The 14338-nt window shown below is 43.5% G+C and carries 19 protein-coding genes and 2 tRNA genes; 14 read left to right on the top strand and 7 right to left on the bottom strand.

The window, feature by feature from the left end; genetic code table 11:
- Positions 1-42: 42 nt before the first annotated feature.
- Positions 43-573: a YaeQ family protein gene (locus tag ACVFI8_RS00300; protein ID WP_248715422.1), complete on the top strand. Its 531-nt coding sequence runs from the start codon at positions 43-45 to the stop codon at positions 571-573.
- Positions 574-604: 31 nt separating this feature from the next.
- On the opposite strand, the gene ACVFI8_RS00295 is transcribed toward ACVFI8_RS00300, so the two are convergent.
- Both ACVFI8_RS00295 and ACVFI8_RS00290 read right to left on the bottom strand, forming a co-directional pair.
- Complete coding sequence (locus ACVFI8_RS00295) at positions 605-937, bottom strand: PBPRA1643 family SWIM/SEC-C metal-binding motif protein (RefSeq protein WP_457872700.1); 333 nt, start codon at positions 935-937, stop codon at positions 605-607.
- Between the two features lie 94 nt (positions 938-1031).
- Complete coding sequence (locus ACVFI8_RS00290) at positions 1032-1472, bottom strand: MarR family winged helix-turn-helix transcriptional regulator (protein ID WP_457872699.1); 441 nt, start codon at positions 1470-1472, stop codon at positions 1032-1034.
- Positions 1473-1573: 101 nt separating this feature from the next.
- On the opposite strand from ACVFI8_RS00290, the gene ACVFI8_RS00285 reads away from it, so the two are divergent.
- The 7 genes from ACVFI8_RS00285 (at position 1574) to ACVFI8_RS00255 (ending at position 5896) form a co-directional block, all read left to right on the top strand.
- Positions 1574-2314, top strand: a complete 741-nt coding sequence (locus ACVFI8_RS00285) for a siderophore-interacting protein (protein ID WP_457872698.1) — start codon at positions 1574-1576, stop codon at positions 2312-2314.
- 175 nt (positions 2315-2489) lie between these two features.
- On the top strand, positions 2490-2786 hold the full coding sequence (locus ACVFI8_RS00280; protein ID WP_457872697.1) for a Dabb family protein: 297 nt from the start codon (positions 2490-2492) through the stop codon (positions 2784-2786).
- A gap of 41 nt (positions 2787-2827) precedes the next feature.
- Positions 2828-3115, top strand: a complete 288-nt coding sequence (locus ACVFI8_RS00275; protein WP_248715427.1) for a hypothetical protein — start codon at positions 2828-2830, stop codon at positions 3113-3115.
- Positions 3116-3187: 72 nt separating this feature from the next.
- Positions 3188-3679, top strand: coding sequence for a hypothetical protein (locus ACVFI8_RS00270; protein WP_248715428.1), 492 nt, complete (start codon positions 3188-3190; stop codon positions 3677-3679).
- 227 nt (positions 3680-3906) lie between these two features.
- Positions 3907-4764: a hypothetical protein gene (locus tag ACVFI8_RS00265; protein ID WP_457872696.1), complete on the top strand. Its 858-nt coding sequence runs from the start codon at positions 3907-3909 to the stop codon at positions 4762-4764.
- Between the two features lie 3 nt (positions 4765-4767).
- Positions 4768-5202 (top strand): hypothetical protein, encoded by a 435-nt coding sequence (locus tag ACVFI8_RS00260; protein ID WP_457872695.1) that lies wholly within the window; start codon positions 4768-4770, stop codon positions 5200-5202.
- Positions 5195-5896, top strand: a complete 702-nt coding sequence (locus ACVFI8_RS00255) for a hypothetical protein (protein ID WP_457872694.1) — start codon at positions 5195-5197, stop codon at positions 5894-5896. Before ACVFI8_RS00260 ends, ACVFI8_RS00255 begins: the two co-directional genes overlap by 8 nt.
- 386 nt (positions 5897-6282) lie before the next feature.
- Here the strand turns inward: ACVFI8_RS00255 and ACVFI8_RS00250 are convergent.
- The 4 genes from ACVFI8_RS00250 to ACVFI8_RS00235 form a co-directional block, all read right to left on the bottom strand.
- Positions 6283-6359 (bottom strand) — tRNA-Val (locus ACVFI8_RS00250).
- Between the two features lie 14 nt (positions 6360-6373).
- Positions 6374-6450, bottom strand: a tRNA-Val gene (locus ACVFI8_RS00245).
- A gap of 163 nt (positions 6451-6613) precedes the next feature.
- Entirely contained in the window at positions 6614-7612 is a 999-nt protein-coding gene (locus ACVFI8_RS00240) for a DUF3080 family protein (protein ID WP_457872693.1), read from the bottom strand.
- Positions 7609-9006, bottom strand: a complete 1398-nt coding sequence (locus ACVFI8_RS00235; protein ID WP_457872691.1) for an MATE family efflux transporter — start codon at positions 9004-9006, stop codon at positions 7609-7611. The genes ACVFI8_RS00240 and ACVFI8_RS00235 overlap by 4 nt, the downstream gene beginning before the upstream one ends.
- On the opposite strand from ACVFI8_RS00235, the gene ACVFI8_RS00230 reads away from it, so the two are divergent.
- Complete coding sequence (locus tag ACVFI8_RS00230; RefSeq protein WP_457872690.1) at positions 9005-9625, top strand: riboflavin synthase subunit alpha; 621 nt, start codon at positions 9005-9007, stop codon at positions 9623-9625. The genes ACVFI8_RS00235 and ACVFI8_RS00230 overlap by 2 nt on opposite strands.
- Here the strand turns inward: ACVFI8_RS00230 and ACVFI8_RS00225 are convergent.
- The gene (locus ACVFI8_RS00225; protein WP_248715435.1) at positions 9622-9825 is read right to left on the bottom strand and encodes a CPXCG motif-containing cysteine-rich protein; all 204 of its coding nucleotides are present in this window, start codon (positions 9823-9825) and stop codon (positions 9622-9624) included. The genes ACVFI8_RS00230 and ACVFI8_RS00225 overlap by 4 nt on opposite strands.
- Positions 9826-10031: 206 nt before the next feature.
- On the opposite strand from ACVFI8_RS00225, the gene thrS reads away from it, so the two are divergent.
- From thrS to pheS, 5 genes are all read left to right on the top strand, one after another.
- Positions 10032-11957, top strand: coding sequence for a threonine--tRNA ligase (thrS, locus tag ACVFI8_RS00220; RefSeq protein WP_457872689.1), 1926 nt, complete (start codon positions 10032-10034; stop codon positions 11955-11957).
- A gap of 3 nt (positions 11958-11960) precedes the next feature.
- Positions 11961-12503, top strand: a complete 543-nt coding sequence (gene infC, locus ACVFI8_RS00215; RefSeq protein WP_248715624.1) for a translation initiation factor IF-3 — start codon at positions 11961-11963, stop codon at positions 12501-12503.
- A 100-nt stretch (positions 12504-12603) separates the two neighbouring features.
- A complete protein-coding gene (gene rpmI, locus ACVFI8_RS00210; protein ID WP_248715437.1) occupies positions 12604-12801 on the top strand; it encodes a 50S ribosomal protein L35 in 198 nt (65 codons plus the stop codon).
- An 18-nt stretch (positions 12802-12819) separates the two neighbouring features.
- On the top strand, positions 12820-13173 hold the full coding sequence (gene rplT, locus ACVFI8_RS00205) for a 50S ribosomal protein L20 (protein ID WP_016401506.1): 354 nt from the start codon (positions 12820-12822) through the stop codon (positions 13171-13173).
- Positions 13174-13350: 177 nt separating this feature from the next.
- Entirely contained in the window at positions 13351-14331 is a 981-nt protein-coding gene (gene pheS / locus ACVFI8_RS00200; protein WP_248715438.1) for a phenylalanine--tRNA ligase subunit alpha, read from the top strand.
- Positions 14332-14338: the final 7 nt, after the last annotated feature.

Raw genomic sequence — 14338 nt, 5'->3', positions numbered from 1 at the left:
AAATTGTAAAGTGCGGGGCTTACTCTTTTTTAAGGCATTTTTGTGGCGCTAAAACCAACCATCTATAAGTTACGTATTTCTTTGTCTGATCTCAATCGCAATTACTACGACACTTTAAGCTTAACCATTGCCCAGCACCCCTCTGAAACCCTAGAGCGAATGATGGCCAGAACCATGGCATTTTGCCTGAGTGCCGAGCAAGATCTAGAATTTACCAAAGGCCTTAGTGAAATAGAAGAGCCCGATATCTGGCTTAAATCTTTGGCAAACGAAACCCAGTTGTGGATAGATGTTGGTGAGCCTACTCCAGAGCGGATAAAAAAAGCGACTCGGTCGGCTAAAGTAGCCAAGGTATATACCTTTAATGCCAAATCAGATACTTGGTGGCAGCAAACAGCGAACAAAATTAGTCAGTTAGATGTTCAGGTTTGGCAATTTGACTGGCAAGAAATTAGCACCTTAGCGTCGTTTGTGACGCGAACTATGGACTTATCAGTCACCATTACCGAAGAGTCAGCCTATGTGACCTTAGGCGACAATGAAGTTGAGATGCATTGGCGTAGCTTAAAGTAGAAATAAGAAGGGAAGCTTTCGCTTCCTTATACTATGCGCAACACTTTTTATATTTTTTACCGCTACCGCAACTACAGGGGTCATTACGGTTCGGTTTTTTGTCAAAGGTGGCCGTGATTGGCTTGCTAATGACGACGTCTAACTCTTGAATATTTTCTTCAGCAGTGTCATCTACGGTAATGTTAACCACTAGCTGATGCTCAGCCGCCACCGATGCTAATTCTTGTTTACGTTGCTCTGAGGTTACAGTTAATTTCAGAGGCCGTTCAGCTGAACCAGGTTTCACAGCACGTTTAGTGTTAAAACCGAAACTCTCATGCTTAGGCTTTTTCTCAATACGGCCTTTATAAAAAAACTTAGACATGCGGATCCTCATTAAACGAAATACAGCGCATGCTTATACAGCAATTTTTCACATAAATAAACCCGATTATCACGGCGCTAAGCCTTAACTAAGCTCAAATATCTTTACCGTATGAGCGCAGGTTAGCGGCCATGGTGCCAGCGACTGTTTTAAAGGCTTTTACCTGTTCGGCGGAAAGGTTTTCTAGCATCGTATTGTGAATGTCTAGTTGTGTATCGCGGATAAGGCTGGCCAGTTTAATTCCGTCGGTGGTCAGTGCGAGAAACTGACTTCGTCGGTCCTCTGGGTTTGCGCTCTTAGTTAACCACTCTTTATCTATCATCTCTTTAATTAAACGGGCTACTTGTGCTTTATCTCTAGCAAGAAACTGAACGATGTCGTTGGCTGTACAACGTTGGTTGCGTTCGATGAAAGATAAACACCTAACATGCATCGAATTTAAGCCAAGTTCACTGGCTTTTAGAGTAGCGCGCATTGCTAAGCGGTATGAATGCACAACACCAAAAACAATGTCTGAAATATCATCTTGTTCCATAAATTTACCAATGCTTGTTGGTTGACAATATCAACCATGTTGAATTATAGTAGACTTTATCAACATAAGTGTCGTTATTCAAGATCAATAGGAGTGACTCAGTGAAGCCGAAAAAGCCCGTTATGCGTTTAACAAAGATATCTTCGATCATCGAGTTGTCACCTCATTTACGCCGCTTTGTTCTTTCTGGTGACAGTTTATCTGACTTTCCAGTAGGCCTTGAAGGGTCCTATGTAAAAGTGGTTTTTCAAGAACCGGGCAAATCTGAAAAAACTATGCGTTCGTATACTATTCGCGCGTTTAATCCCAATACCCTAGAGCTTGCGTTAGATTTTGTAATTAATCGCCATAAGGGACCAGCCACCAACTGGGCGAAAAGCGCAACAGTGGGTGACCACGTTACTATCGCAGGTCCTGGCCCTTTAAAATTGACCAACTATAGCCACCACAGTTATTTGTTAGTCGGTGATCTTACATCTGTTAATGCCATCAACGGCTACATACCAAGGTTTAAGCCCGACGCCAGTGTAAAAGCCATCATATCCGTACCCAGCCGTAACGATATCATCGACATGGATTATGACGACGCCTTAAATACACAATGGTTTATTGAAGATGAAAACAAGCTAAGCTTAGAGCAGATTGTGTTACAAACAGCGCAAACCATGGCAAAGGATACCCAAGTATTTTTAGGCTTAGAAGCGACCATCATCCGTGCGCTTAGGCCAAAGCTTCAACAAGACATCGGTTTCAATAGGCTAAACGTCTCGGCGGTGGGTTATTGGAAACGAGGCCTCGATGCTGACCGCTTTGGCGCCCATAAGAAAGCGAATCCGCTATAAAATTATTAAGCAACGCTACTCGCTAACAGCTGATACAATGTGAATGGTTCAGAGGTGAACACTGCAGGCCTCGGCGTTGCTTAAGACCTGCTCGTAAGGCGGCTGGTTGGACATTAAAATACTATACACCCTCTATTAGCCAACACTTAATTAACAGCCTAGCGCTGGGATGACAATGATTAGACACATACTACTTATACAGTTAAAGCCCTCAGCCAATGAATCACAAATAGAAGAACTCAAACGGCTATTTGAATCAATGCCAGACAAGATAGAAGGCGTTGTTTCCGTAGAGTGGGGGCTTAACAACAGCCCCGAACAAAAAAACCAAGGCTATACCCATGCGGTGTTGATGAGCTTTGCGGACGAAGATGCACGACAGCGCTATTTGCCTCACCCTGAACATGAGATACTAAAAGACCTATTTAGGCCGCTATTAGCAGATATAATTGTGTTCGATTACAGTTTGTAAGTATTGATGAGCCTGTGTCACCCATAGCTAGAGAGAGTTAAATGAAGTGTTTTTGCTGCGATAACCAAGTAGCCAGTAATCAGCTTTATGTGGTTAAAACTAAAAATTACTGTAAGCCATGTTGTTCAGGCTTATTTGGTGAGGACATGCTCAATAGTCCCAACCCCAAGTACCAAGGTAAAACGGGCAACCTGCTATCACATTTCACCGTATTTGTGCTGCTAATCACAGGGCTATGGGTATTGGTGTTACTGTATGAATTGGGGGCGTCTGCGCTTCGCTTTTTTAGAACAAAAATAGCGAGAAAAAACGGCAATAGAAAAAGCTAAGACCCAATAAACGCCATGAGTATTAGCTATGGCGAGTACTTTTTTAATTGAACGACAATCTAAGGGCTGACCATGAGAATAACAATATCGCCTATTGCCAAGGTTTCTAAATGGCTGTGCCTACTGGTAGCCTTAGCATCACCTTCAGTATTTGCCGAAACTACCCAGCAACATATTCATGAAATGTCACATCATGTAATGCCCTTTGCCATGTCTGAAACTACCCATGTCTTTACGATGACAGAACAAGGCGGTGTCATGAGTGTTATTGCAAAAGATGCTAGCGCTAGTGATCAAGTGTCGTTAATCCAGCGGCATCTAACACATCAAGCCAAGCTGTTTAGTCAGGGAGACTACTCAGCACCTGCAAGCTTACATGGCGATACCATGCCCGGGCTGAAAACCTTGCAACAGCGAGCCAGCGAACTAAGGGTTTTGTACACTGCTACCCCTGAAGGCGCTAACATTGAGTTTAAAACCACTGACCTTACACTGATAACTGCTATCCACCGCTGGTTTGGTGCTCAGTTGTCAGAGCATGGGGCTGACGCTAGGGCCGAGTAATCCTTGTCTGTTCAACCTAAAAGGGTTTTGTAACACATAGTTCGTACTAGGCTGTTTGATTAAGGTATCAACCCACGCCGCCTGCAGTTATGCTCTTAGTTAAAATCCTACTGCCTATGTGCTCAAGTCAATGCAGTGCTGGTTAACTCCTCTTATGATAAGCCATTGAGGCATCAATGTTCCTCAAGCATTGTGTAAGGATGTTTCACCCGCAGGGAGCAGTTACATTGACAGCAAGCCAGCAAGGCCTTCTCAAAGAAGCAGAATATCTTCTCAAGGATATTAAAACAGAGCTGCATGGTCTTGCGCCGCATTCTTCAAAACTGGCCGAGATAAGCCATTTGCTAAAATGGCTAATAAACGGCGAAGAGGAAGCAAGCTTGCAGGCTTTCGGTGTGTCTCTGCCTACCTTAAGCGACACCGACGATCTGTTTGGTAGTAGCGACCAACTATTTGGTATTGATGAACAACCTGACGCCAGAAAACGGTGGTTTTCACCTTTGCAGCAAGTAAAAGATAATCCCGAATTGTGTGAAAATATCTTACTAAATTTGGCCAGTGCTCAGAGCCAAACGCTCGATTATCGCCCTTTATACGGCGAAGCGGGTAAGCCTTATTTCTATATCGTTGATAAAACCTTTACGCCAAACTCGGTGTCAAATAGTGCCTTGTTGAACACCGCCTTAGCTAAGAAGCCCTTGGTCGCTTTTGTACTGCTTTTTTGCCACCATCTTCGAGATAGCGAACAACTAGATTGGCATCAGATACAGCCCAATACGCTAAAGCAGCTGATGCTTGATGTGTTTATTCCAGCCTTAGCTGAGCATAGTCACACAGCCATAAGCGATGTCATCGTAAAGGATGAAACCCATCGGCAAACAACAGTGGCACTGGACCATATCTTAAAACATCGCAGTGATCCCAATGTAGGCATTTGGTTAAACGGTCAAAAGCTGACAATTAAGCCTGATTACTTACCGCCAATAGATGCGTGGATTGTGGATGCCCTGCAGCTGCAGCTCGAAAATGAACGCCCTCTACTTTTTTTTGAAACACACAGCGAATATGTACTGTTTGGGAGTTAAGTGATGAAATTCACCGTTATTAATGTTTTGCTGGTGGCACTGGTTAGTATTCTAGCTAACCCTGTGAGGGCTGCTAGCCATCAATTGATTCGCCATATTGAAGGGTTAAGCCGCGATTACTACTACCTTAACATTGACCAAGCAAACCAGCCTTTTGAGCGTACGGATATAGTGGGAGGCGAACACGAAAACCACTATTTCATTCTCGGCTTCCAAGGTGATCAATTTGTAGTAAGCATCGAATCAAAAGACGGCGAAGCAAGTTACTCGCTAACTGGCGAGGGCTATCTGCACCAAACGCTAAACTCAACAAGCGACAATGGGCACCAATTTAGCACCAATGCTGTGGTGGTGGATCAGCAGCGCACCTGGATCGGCATAGCGGTCTCAGCCCATCCCTTTGCTGAATATACCTTAAGGGTAAGAATGTATGAGTAATCAAGCACCTCAGTTAGTTAGCATTGATGAAAAAATGGCGGCGTTGATAACGCTATTACCCACACTTAAGGCCGAGATATGTTTTGCTGGCACTGACCAAAGTTCGCCCTTATTTCAACGCATTGATCAGCTAGTTGATCAACTAAAGCAAGCACATCGCCTAGCGATACGCTCGCCTTTTAGCGATGACAGTGACATAAACAATCCTGTATCGCTGCTAAAGCAGTATCAGTTTTTACACGCTATTTATCACAGTGATGGTGCTGGCCATGTGCAAGTACAAATGTTAGAAAACAAAGAAAACACTCAGCCCTTTTCATTACAGTGTTTATTAGCCGCTATAGACAGCAAAGACCTCTGGGATGCTTGTTTTAAGATGTTTCAACAGCAGCCAGCGACTTGGTTGTTAAATGTGGCCGAGCAACTAGAGAACAGCGCCTCTTACCACACCCGTTGCCAACTTAAGCTGGCTCAACAACTTAGTGAGCGGCAGCATTCAATCGGCTTATTGCAAAATGCCGATCAATGGTACTGGGATAATGACAATGGTCACTTAATACTCCCACTAATAGAACAAATCGACAGCCTGTTGGTATACAACTACAACGATCAGATTGAGCAAGAAATCGAAACCACTATGCTAAACCAATTAAAGCAACGTTTAGCTAAGTGTTATCAGCGGGTAAACCGCTAGGCTCAAAACATCGCCTACAAGCTTGGTTCGGTTTGACTGATCAAGTGCCAGAGAGGGTTAGCCTAGCTAAGCTATTGATTAGAATAAAAGGCTAAATGTTTGAGAAAGGGTGCTTAAAAATAATATAAGCCTAAGATAAAGCAGCGCACTAATCAGCCAAACGAATACCATAAGCTAAAAGAGAGTAAAATAAACCGTGGTCGCAAATTGATGGTCACCGAACGGTAACAAAAATTAATAAAATAATGTGTTTTTTTAATGTCGGTCGAAATAACGACACGGCCCGTGTTTTGAGATAACGAGGCAACAACAGAGGCATAAAGCCGATGTTTATCAAACCCTAAAAACAACAAAACCCGCTAAGTAGCGGGCTTTGTTGAAAAATTTGGTATTCGCGAGTGGATTTGAACCACCGACCCCTACCATGTCAAGGTAGTGCTCTAACCAACTGAGCTACGCGAATATTGTTTTAAATTTTGGTACAACCGAGTGGATTCGAACCACCGACCCCCACCATGTCAAGGTGGTGCTCTAACCAACTGAGCTACGGTTGTATTATCGAGGAATAAACCTACGGCGTGAAAGATACTGTATGTGTTTGCTGGCGTCAATCGCTGTTCTCTCATATTCGAACTGTATGCTCAATGATTAATCAGCGGTGGCATAGCCAGTCTGCCAAAAGCGCGTTTTTTTCGATATTGCTGTTAGGTAATGAGTTTAGCCTTGGCAGCTGTTTAATATTCGCTGCCATTGTTTCACATGGTCTTTGTTCGCTTGCTGAAAGGCGTGGTGTGCATGTTTAGTTTGCTCAAGCAAAGTTTGCACCGTTTGCCCATCAAGTAAGGGCGCTAATTGAAGAATGAGCACATTGGAACTTTGGTCTAACTGGGCTAAATACTCCTGCACGCTGGGTATATACACCTTGTGTAAAACATTAGACAAAATAGCAAAGGTTTGTTGATTGTTGCGGCAACTAAACGCTCGCTGTTTTAAGGCTTTGCTTACCGTGTTTAGCCACAACGTGGCGTTATGCAGCTCTTGTAGGAGCGCCAATATGCTAGGTCCTTTAGCCAATTGTTGGCTTATAGCCAGCAACATAGCACTATCAAGCGCTTGTTGATTTACAAATTGCTGGTGGATGTTTTGTAAACTGCTTAAGTAACCCGCCATGCTTCGGTAAGCCCCCACCGGGTGTGCGTTAAGCGTATGTGGCGTGGTCCATAAATGGCGCAAGCTTGGCTCGTTAACCAAATAGTTGTTCCAGTAGGTATGTATGGCTTGGGTTTTTGCACTGAGAATCGCGTTTAGGCTGTGTGTTAATGCGGGGCTGATTGCTTGGTTTTGCAAGCAGTGCTGCAAGCTTAGGATTATTTGGTTATGCCAAAGCAGTTGCCTATCGGCACTGGCATGTTTACCTAAGCTGGAATTTTTCTCAAATACCAGCTGGTCTAAGCCACATTGGCGTAAGCCCATGGTGTCGATGAGCGATAAGCTTACCGCTGGCTCAGCTAATTGGTAATCTCGCCAAGCAAAGTTTACTAGGGCATCTGAACGGGAGGGCGGGGTAATATTTATGGCAAGTACGCGGTTAAGCCGCGCAACGTAGGTGTTAAACAGCTTATCACTGCGAGGAGTAGACCAATTGATGACAACGTAAATGCTAGCAGCCAGCGTTAAACCGGCAACTAGCAGACTAGTAAGGTTCGGCAGCTTCATGCTTGCTTATTAATTAAATGCAGCTTATCTGGGTTATTGCTTGCCCATACTAAGCGCCAAAATAAACCAACTGCACAGGCGCTTAAAGCTAATACAATAGCAATCCAAAAGCCTTGAACCCCCATGGGTTCAGCTGTGAGAGTGTCTGTAAACGTAAGCAGCGACCCAACCCCTAAGCCAATAGGCCAAAAACTAATCAAGGTAACAATTAGAATAAACCGAGTGTCTTGGTAACCACGTAAAGCACCGGCACAACACACCTGCAAAGAATCAGACAGCTGATAGGTGGCCGCGAGCAAAAACAACGGCGCGGCAATGGCGGCTACAGTGGCATTTTCGGTATACCAAGCAATAATGTTGTGACGGAACAAAATGGTGGCACTTGCGATAAACAAGGTGGCGATGATCGACAATATCAAGCCACTATAGGCACTAATTTGCGCTTTATCATGTGATTTCTCTCCCATGTAGTTACCTACTCGAATAGTGAGTGCTATCCCAATACTCAAGGGCAACATAAATACCATCGAGGTAAAGTTTAGGGCGATTTGGTGCGCAGCTACAATGTCTGCGCCCAAGGGTGACAGCAATAGTGCTATCATCGAAAACAAGGTGACTTCGAAAAATATTGCGCCACCAATCGGCAAACCCAATTTAAAAATGCGCGATACAATCGACCAGTCGATACCGTTGTGCCTTTCAAACAAGTTTAGCGGTTTAAGGGTATTGCTTCTTAGCGCATACACTAACATGGCAATCGCCATAAACCAGTTCACCATGGCAGTGGCTACGCCACAACCGGCACCGCCTAGTTTGGGTAAGCCGAATAAACCATTAATGAAAATATAGTTAACCGGTATATTTATCGCTAAGCCGATGATCCCAATGATCATGATGGCTTTAATGTTCGAACAGGCCTCGTTGACCCCGCGCAGTACCTGGTACAACGCAAAGGCGGGCAAGCCAAAACTAACAAAATACAAGTATTGTTTGGTTAATCCCACCAGTTGCGGTTCAACATCCATTAGATTAAAAACGTTAGGTGCAAACCATAAGATCACCCACGCTAAGGCGGCTAAAACCAGGGATATGATCAACGCTTGGCGGAAGATAATGCCACCCTTGTGGGCTTGGCGCGCACCTATTTGAAACGCCACCAAAGGTGTTACTGCCATCAAAATACCTTGAAGTAACAAGATTATTGGGTTAAAAAAACTAGCCGCTACGGCCACTGCGGCTAAATCGGTTGGGCTAACCGAACCCGCCATTATGGTATCGACAAAACTCATGCCGGTAATGGTAAGTTGTGCCACTACAATCGGGCCTGCCAATCTCAGTATGGCAAAGCATTCTTTTGAAAAACGTTGTTTAAAACCCAGGAAAAAAGACTTCATGTTCACCGGAATAGTTCAAAGTAAAAGTAAAGTTATCAAAGTCAAAAGGGCACCAGGCTTAATGCAGCTCTGGGTTTATTTAACGGATACCGAAGGCTTAAACATAGGTGCTAGTGTTGCGATAAACGGGACGTGTTTAACCGCGGTAGACATTAGCGAGCAAGGTGTTCAATTCGACTTGATACAAGAGACCTTGAGTTTAACAAACTTAGACCTGATTAATGAAGGTGATTTTGTAAATATTGAACGCGCGGCTAAGGTGGGTGATGAGATTGGCGGTCATCTAGTCTCAGGGCATATTCATTGCACTGCAACAATCGTTGAATTGTGCGCCAGTGAAAATAATTTGGCGATCCATCTATCGTTGCCAAGTCAGTGGCTAGAATATGTGGTTTATAAAGGTTTTATTTGTGTAGATGGAGCGAGTTTAACGGTGGGCGAGCTTAGTGAATCTGGATTTTGGTTACATATCATCCCAGAAACCCTCAGAGTCACTACCTTGGGTGACAAACAAGTCAACGACCTTGTCAATATAGAGATAGACAGTGCGACTCAAACCGCCATTGATACCATTAAAAACTTGGCAAAAACGGGTGATCTTAAACGCTGGTTAAGCTAAAAATACTGCTCGTCGTCGGCATCGACAAAGGCTGACACTTTGTCGTTGGCTTCGTCTACCTTTAAACGGCAATGAATAGGGTTGCAGCAAACGCGGCAATCTTCGTAATAGTCTTGGTCGCCATTACTCGCGTCAATAATTAATGGTGTGTGGTGACCACAGCTAGGGCATGAGATCATTTTTTCGACATAACTTTTCATAACAACTACTCCAATATGTCCACCCATTAATTATGGTTCAATTTGCTCGCTACCACGAGTGTTAGCGCCAAAAAAACTTAAGCTATTGAAGTTATCTGTTCAGACCTTTAATATGCCCCTCTTTTTAGTGCAGTAAATTGCACTGCTTTATCGACTGAAACATGTGATGTTTAGTAGGCATCACCACTGTATGTGTAAGGATAAATATGCCAGTTATTACTCTTCCTGACGGTAGCCAACGTCAATTCGAAAACCCTGTATCAACAATGGATATCGCCGCAGATATCGGCCCAGGCTTAGCAAAAGCTTGTATTGCTGGTCGTGTAAACGGCCAACGTGTTGATGCATGCGAAATCATTTCTGAGGACGCACAAGTCGCCATTATTACCGCGAAAGACGAAGATGGTTTAGAAATCATTCGTCACTCTTGTGCACACTTATTAGGCCATGCAATTAAGCAAATGTGGCCTGACACAAAAATGGCTATCGGACCTACCATTGATAACGGCTTTTATTACGATATCGATTTAGACCATTCATTAACTCAAGAAGACATCGATAATCTTGAGAAGAAGATGAAGGCATTGGCTAAAACCAATTACGACGTGATTAAGAAAACCGTTCCTCTAGCAGAAGCTAAAGCGGTATTTGAAGAGCGCCAAGAACCTTACAAACTAGAAATCATAGAAGGCATTGACCCAAGTGCAACGCCTGGTTTGTATCACCACGAAGAATACATCGACATGTGTCGTGGCCCACACGTACCTAACATGAAGTTTTGTCATCACTTTAAACTGATGAAAGTGGCGGGTGCCTACTGGCGCGGCGACAACAAAAACAAAATGTTACAACGGGTATATGGCACCGCTTGGGCAGATAAAAAGCAACTAGCTGCTTATTTAAAACGCCTTGAAGAAGCCGCTAAGCGCGACCACCGCAAAATTGGTAAGCAATTAGACCTTTACCACATGCAAGAAGAAGCACCAGGTATGGTGTTCTGGCATGATTCTGGTTGGACAATCTTCCGTCAGTTAGAAAGCTACGTGCGTGAGCAGTTAACTAAGTACGAATACCAAGAAGTTAAAGCGCCACAAATCATGGACCGTAGTCTGTGGGAAAAATCAGGACACTGGGATAAATACTCAGACGCGATGTTTACCACTCAATCTGAAAATCGCGAATATGCGGTTAAACCGATGAACTGTCCGGGCCACATTCAGATCTTTAACCAAGGTTTGAAGTCTTACCGTGACTTACCGTTACGTATGGCCGAGTTTGGTTCTTGTCACCGTAACGAGCCATCGGGCTCTTTACACGGCTTAATGCGGGTACGTGGCTTCACTCAAGATGATGCACACATTTTCTGTACCGATAACCAGATTCAAGACGAAGTCGCCTCATGTATCGATATGGTGTATGAAACCTACAAAACTTTTGGCTTTGAAGAAATAGAAGTGAAATTGTCAACTCGCCCCGAACAGCGAGTAGGTGACGATGAAACTTGGGATAAATCTGAGAAAGCATTGGCAGACGCGTTAAGCTCTAAAGGTATTGAATTCTCCTACTTGCCAGGTGAAGGTGCCTTTTATGGACCGAAAATTGAGTTTACTTTACACGATTGTCTCGATCGCGCATGGCAATGTGGTACAGTACAGCTAGATTTCTCTATGCCGGGTCGTTTAGCCGCTTCATTTGTTGGTGAAGACAACGAACGCCATGTGCCAGTAATGATTCACCGCGCAATTTTGGGTTCTTTAGAGCGCTTCATCGGTATTTTAACCGAAGAGTACTCAGGCTTTTTCCCAACTTGGTTAGCACCAAGACAAGTCGTGGTAATGAATATTACTGACAAACAAGCTGATTTTGCCCATAAAGTTGTAAAAAAATTAAATAAACAGGGTATTAGAGCCATTGCGGACTTGAGAAATGAGAAGATAGGCTTTAAAATCCGCGAACATACTCTAAAGCGTATTCCTTACTTACTCGTCGTCGGCGATAAAGAAGTCGACAGTAATGAGGTTGCGGTTAGAACTCGTAAGGGTGACGATCTTGGAAAATTTGCCGTAGACGACTTTGTCGAGCAAGTTAAGCAAGAGATTGCCAATCGTGACAATAATTGTATTGAGGTATAAATTATAAAAACCGGAAGACGTGGTCAGCAACAAGCTGCAAGAGCACATAAGATAAATGAAGAAATTCAAGCGCAAGAAGTACGCCTTACAGGCTTAGATGGCGAAGCCATTGGCATTGTTAGTTTGAATGAAGCGCTAAACATAGCTGGCGAATCTGGCGTTGATTTAGTTGAAATTAGTCCCAATGCTGAACCACCTGTTTGTCGGGTCATGGACTACGGTAAGTTCATTTACGAAAAGAGTAAATCTGTAAAAGAACAGAAGAAGAAGCAAAAACAGATTCAGGTTAAGGAAATTAAATTCCGACCTGGAACTGACGAAGGCGACTATCAGGTAAAACTACGCAACCTGGTTCGTTTTCTAGAAGAGGGTAACAAAGCTAAAGTAACGCTGCGGTTCCGTGGTCGTGAAATGGCACACCAAAGCTTAGGCTTTGATCTACTAAACCGCATTAAAGGCGATTTAGCAGAAATAGCAGTTGTGGAAGCTTTTCCAAAAATGGAAGGTCGCCAAGCTGTGATGGTGTTAGGCCCTAAAAAGAAGTAACTGAGGCATCCAAGTAACGAGCAGCTTACTTTAACCAGTAAGCTGTTTTTGTTCGCCTTTAGTTATATGTTGTTAATCTCGCAATGCGGAGTGCATGTAAATGCCAAAAATGAAATCAAACAAAGGTGCTGCGAAGCGCTTTAGAAAAACTGCTTCTGGTGGTTTTAAATACAAACAAGCTGGTCTTCGTCACATCCTGACTAAGCGCCGTACTAAGGTAAAACGTCACCTTCGTCCGAAGGGAATGATTGCTGCATCTGATATTGCATCAATTGCTCGCATGTTACCGTACGCATAAGTTTAGAGGAAATTAAGAATGGCCAGAGTTAAACGCGGTGTACAAGCACGTGCACGTCATAAGAAAGTCTTAAAACAAGCCAAAGGTTATTACGGAGCACGTTCACGTGTTTATCGCGTAGCCTTTCAAGCGGTAATCAAAGCGGGTCAATACGCTTACCGTGACCGTCGTCAGCGTAAACGTCAATTCCGTCAATTATGGATTGCACGTATTAATGCTGCTTCACGTCAAAATGGTTTGTCTTACAGCCGTTTCATTGACGGACTTAAAAAAGCATCTATCGAAATCGATCGTAAGATCCTAGCTGATATTGCTGTTTTTGATAAAGCAGCATTTACAGTATTGGTAGAAAAAGCAAAAGCTGCTTTATAAGTTTTATCAAAGTTTGTAAAAGGGAGCTTCGGCTCCCTTTTTTATTGCAAAAAATACCATTACAAGTTGCCTTTTTCCGGGAACAAGTCTAGCTATAAGCAGTTCATTAAAGTACTATTTCCGGTCTTATTTAAAACAAAAAAATCAGCCTTTCCCTTGGCGGAATATGAGGAAATCATGCTAGATCTTGATGCGCTAATCAATCAGGCTAAGACTCACATTAATGCGGCTTCAGCAATCAACGAACTTGATGCCGTTCGCGTGGAATACTTAGGTAAAAAAGGATTAATGACTAAACAGCTACAAGGACTTGGCAAATTATCGCCAGAAGAACGTCCTCAAGCTGGGCAACTCATTAACCAAGCCAAACAAGTTATCCAAGACGCGTTAAATGAAAAACGTGAATTACTAGTACAACAAGAATTAAACGCTAAGTTAGCGGCAGAAACTGTTGATGTAACTTTACCTGGTCGTGGCGACGAGTTAGGGGGCTTACACCCAGTAACTCGAACTATTGAACGAATTCAAACATTTTTTGGTGAATTAGGTTTCCAAGTGAAGTCTGGGCCAGAAATTGAAGATGGTTTCCATAACTTTGATGCGCTAAATATTCCTGAGCATCATCCCGCTCGCGCCGACCACGATACCTTTTATTTTAATCCTAACTTGGTGTTACGCACTCAAACATCTGGGGTACAAATTCGTACCATGGAAAACGAGAAGCCACCGATTAGAATTATCTCTCCAGGCCGTGTTTATCGTAATGACTACGACCAAACCCATACCCCGATGTTTCACCAGGTCGAGGGCTTAATGGTTGATAAAAACGTTAACTTTACCGAACTGAAAGGCGTGTTGTATGACTTTCTGCAAAACTTCTTTGAAGATGACCTGCAGGTACGTTTCCGCCCTTCATATTTCCCCTTTACCGAGACGTCAGCAGAAGTTGATGTACTTGGTAAGAACGGTTGGTTGGAAGTATTGGGTTGTGGCATGGTTCACCCCAATGTACTGCGCGCGGTAAATATTGACCCTGAAGAATACACCGGTTTCGCTTTTGGTATGGGTGTAGAGCGTTTAACTATGTTGCGTTACGGCGTAAACGATTTACGTTCATTCTTCGAAAACGATTTACGTTTCCTAAAACAATTTAATTAAGGGTTAA

It is taken from the genome of Agarivorans sp. MS3-6 (assembly GCF_054112545.1).
This window is presented reverse-complemented; position numbering and strand designations above follow the sequence as displayed.

What these genes read in the sequence shown, in the direction of transcription:
- ACVFI8_RS00295 (WP_457872700.1), bottom strand. Translation starts at nt 937, where the DNA reads ATGTCTAAGTTTTTTTATAAAGGCCGTATTGAGAAAAAGCCTAAGCAT.
- ACVFI8_RS00290 (WP_457872699.1), bottom strand. Translation starts at nt 1,472, where the DNA reads ATGGAACAAGATGATATTTCAGACATTGTTTTTGGTGTTGTGCATTCA.
- ACVFI8_RS00280 (WP_457872697.1), top strand. Translation starts at nt 2,490, where the DNA reads ATGATTAGACACATACTACTTATACAGTTAAAGCCCTCAGCCAATGAA.
- ACVFI8_RS00275 (WP_248715427.1), top strand. Translation starts at nt 2,828, where the DNA reads ATGAAGTGTTTTTGCTGCGATAACCAAGTAGCCAGTAATCAGCTTTAT.
- ACVFI8_RS00270 (WP_248715428.1), top strand. Translation starts at nt 3,188, where the DNA reads ATGAGAATAACAATATCGCCTATTGCCAAGGTTTCTAAATGGCTGTGC.
- ACVFI8_RS00260 (WP_457872695.1), top strand. Translation starts at nt 4,768, where the DNA reads ATGAAATTCACCGTTATTAATGTTTTGCTGGTGGCACTGGTTAGTATT.
- ACVFI8_RS00255 (WP_457872694.1), top strand. Translation starts at nt 5,195, where the DNA reads ATGAGTAATCAAGCACCTCAGTTAGTTAGCATTGATGAAAAAATGGCG.
- ACVFI8_RS00240 (WP_457872693.1), bottom strand. Translation starts at nt 7,612, where the DNA reads ATGAAGCTGCCGAACCTTACTAGTCTGCTAGTTGCCGGTTTAACGCTG.
- ACVFI8_RS00230 (WP_457872690.1), top strand. Translation starts at nt 9,005, where the DNA reads ATGTTCACCGGAATAGTTCAAAGTAAAAGTAAAGTTATCAAAGTCAAA.
- ACVFI8_RS00235 (WP_457872691.1), bottom strand. Translation starts at nt 9,006, where the DNA reads ATGAAGTCTTTTTTCCTGGGTTTTAAACAACGTTTTTCAAAAGAATGC.
- ACVFI8_RS00225 (WP_248715435.1), bottom strand. Translation starts at nt 9,825, where the DNA reads ATGAAAAGTTATGTCGAAAAAATGATCTCATGCCCTAGCTGTGGTCAC.
- thrS (WP_457872689.1), top strand. Translation starts at nt 10,032, where the DNA reads ATGCCAGTTATTACTCTTCCTGACGGTAGCCAACGTCAATTCGAAAAC.
- rpmI (WP_248715437.1), top strand. Translation starts at nt 12,604, where the DNA reads ATGCCAAAAATGAAATCAAACAAAGGTGCTGCGAAGCGCTTTAGAAAA.
- rplT (WP_016401506.1), top strand. Translation starts at nt 12,820, where the DNA reads ATGGCCAGAGTTAAACGCGGTGTACAAGCACGTGCACGTCATAAGAAA.
- pheS (WP_248715438.1), top strand. Translation starts at nt 13,351, where the DNA reads ATGCTAGATCTTGATGCGCTAATCAATCAGGCTAAGACTCACATTAAT.